Here is a 2,342-nt window from a genome sequence, read left to right on the forward strand (position 1 = left end):
GCTATGAGCCGCTCAGGATCATCGAACCGCAGGTCGAACGCCTTGAGAGGGAGATAGACGAGCTGAACGCGGGCCTTTCGCCGCTCCGCTCCTTCATCTTGCCGGCCGGCGCCCCGGCGGCCGCCCATCTCCACCATGCCCGGACCGTTTGTCGCAGGGCAGAACGGCTGGTGAGCGCGCTTGGCGCCGACCCGCGGGAGGTCGTGAGCGAAGCAGCGTTGCGCTATCTTAACCGCCTGTCGGACTTCCTTTTCGTGGCCGCCCGCTACGCAAATCACGGGGAAGACGGCACCGGCCCCGGCGATGTGCTATGGGTGCCCGGTGCCACACGCTGAAACGGCGCCTCCCGGGAATCCCTTTCGTTGACAGGCCGGGAAGGGATCACTACGTTCCCGCACCGCAACAGCAGCTATAGTGGCAGCGGGCGAGTTGGTCTCGTTTCTCCCAGAAACAGCCGTTTTCAAAACCGATTACGGGGCGACCAGCCTCCGCCCAGACCTACACCAAGACCGGCGCCAAGGTATTTGCAAGGCCGGGGGCTCCAGCCCTTGAGTTCTCGCCGCCAAGGCAACGCGCAGGGAGTTCGCCTCGATGAAAGTCCTCGTTCCGATCAAGCGAGTGGTCGATTACAACGTGAAAATCCGTGTGAAATCGGATGGCAGCGGTGTCGATCTCGCCAATGTGAAAATGTCGATGAACCCGTTCGACGAGATCGCCGTTGAAGAAGCGGTGCGCCTCAAGGAAGCGGGCAAGGCAACGGAAGTGATCGTTGTCTCCATCGGCGTCCAGCAAGCCACAGAAACCATCCGCACCGCGCTCGCCATGGGCGCAGATCGCGGCATTCTGGTTAAGACGGAAGACTCCGTCGAGCCGATCAACGTCGCCAAGATCCTTAAGGGTGTGGCAGAGGCCGAAAAGCCGGACCTCATCGTCCTTGGCAAGCAGGCAATCGACGATGACTGCAACCAGACGGGCCAGATGCTCGCCGCCCTTCTCGGCTGGGCACAGGGCACCTTCGCCTCCAAGCTCGAGATCGATGGCGAGACGCTCAACCTCACCCGCGAAATCGATGGTGGCCTTCAGACGCTGAAGCTCAAGATGCCGGTGGTCGTAACGACTGACTTGCGCCTCAACGAGCCGCGCTATGCCTCGCTTCCCAACATCATGAAGGCGAATAAGAAGCCGATTGATGAAAAGACGCCGGCTGATTTCGGCGTCGAGGTGAAGACCCATCTCGAAGTCGTGAAGGTAAGCGAGCCGCCGCAGCGTCAGGCCGGTATCAAGGTCGAAACGGCTGCCGAACTCGTGTCGAAGCTCAAGGAAGCGGGAGTGATCGGATGACCACGCTTGTTATTGCAGACCACAACAACAGTGCGCTGAGCGACGCAACCGCAAAGACCGTCACTGCCGCCTCGAAGCTTGGTGGCGATGTCGTCGTGCTCGTTGCCGGTCAGGGCTGCGATGCCGTGGCAGAAGCCGCTGCAAAGCTGGATGGCGTGAAGAAGGTTCTCGTCGCCGATGACGCGCTTTATGCACATCCCGTCGCCGAGCCCCTCGCTGCTCTCGTCGTGAGCCTTGCCGGTGGCTATGACGCCATCGTCTCGGCGGCCACCACTGTCGGCAAGAACTTTATGCCGCGCGTTGCCGCCCTGCTCGATGTCGCGCAGGTTTCGGAAATCACCGCCGTTCTGGGTCCGGACACGTTCGAGCGCCCGATCTATGCGGGTAACGCCATCCAGACCGTGAAATCGACCGACGCGAAGAAGGTCATCACGGTGCGCACCACCGCCTTCCCGGCGGCGGGTCAGGGCGGTTCCGCCTCCATCGAGAAGATCGGTGCGGCCGAGAATCCCGGCCTTTCGGAATTTGTGGGCGAAGAGCTCACCAAGTCGGACCGTCCGGAACTTACCTCCGCCAAGGTCATCATCTCGGGCGGCCGCGGCATGCAGAATGGCGAAAACTTCGCCATGCTGGAAAAGATAGCTGACAAGCTCGGCGCCGCCGTGGGTGCCTCGCGCGCAGCCGTCGATGCCGGCTTCGTGCCCAACGACTATCAGGTCGGCCAGACCGGCAAGGTGGTCGCTCCCGAGCTTTACATCGCTGTCGGCATTTCCGGTGCCATCCAGCATCTCGCGGGCATGAAGGACTCCAAGGTCATCGTTGCCATCAACAAGGACGAAGAAGCGCCGATCTTCCAGGTTGCTGACTACGGCCTCGTGGCAGACCTTTTCAAGGCCGTGCCGGAGTTCGAAGAAGAACTCACCAAAGCCGGTCTCTGAGACTTCTTCACCACGAATAACCGAAATCGAAGCGCCGCCGGGCATCCCCGGCGGCGCTTTCTC

3 protein-coding genes are annotated in these 2,342 nt (G+C 61.6%); all 3 read left to right on the forward strand.

Translation table 11 applies throughout. From position 1 onward, the window contains the following. A partial coding sequence (locus WBF74_RS09215) for an ATP:cob(I)alamin adenosyltransferase (protein ID WP_424438528.1) occupies window positions 1–335 on the forward strand: 335 nt, incomplete at its 5' end. Between the two features lie 256 nt (window positions 336–591). Continuing rightward, window positions 592–1,341, forward strand: a complete 750-nt coding sequence (locus WBF74_RS09220; RefSeq protein WP_424438531.1) for an electron transfer flavoprotein subunit beta/FixA family protein — start codon at window positions 592–594, stop codon at window positions 1,339–1,341. After that, window positions 1,338–2,279 (forward strand): electron transfer flavoprotein subunit alpha/FixB family protein, encoded by a 942-nt coding sequence (locus tag WBF74_RS09225; RefSeq protein WP_424438534.1) that lies wholly within the window; start codon window positions 1,338–1,340, stop codon window positions 2,277–2,279. The genes WBF74_RS09220 and WBF74_RS09225 overlap by 4 nt, the downstream gene beginning before the upstream one ends. Window positions 2,280–2,342: the final 63 nt, after the last annotated feature.

It is taken from the genome of Parvibaculum sp. (genome assembly GCF_049672805.1).
Lineage (GTDB): Bacteria > Pseudomonadota > Alphaproteobacteria > Parvibaculales > Parvibaculaceae > Parvibaculum.

Excerpts from the sequence above, each read along its gene's own strand:
- WBF74_RS09220 (WP_424438531.1), top strand. The coding sequence starts at position 592 with ATGAAAGTCCTCGTTCCGATCAAGCGAGTGGTCGATTACAACGTGAAA.
- WBF74_RS09225 (WP_424438534.1), top strand. The coding sequence starts at position 1,338 with ATGACCACGCTTGTTATTGCAGACCACAACAACAGTGCGCTGAGCGAC.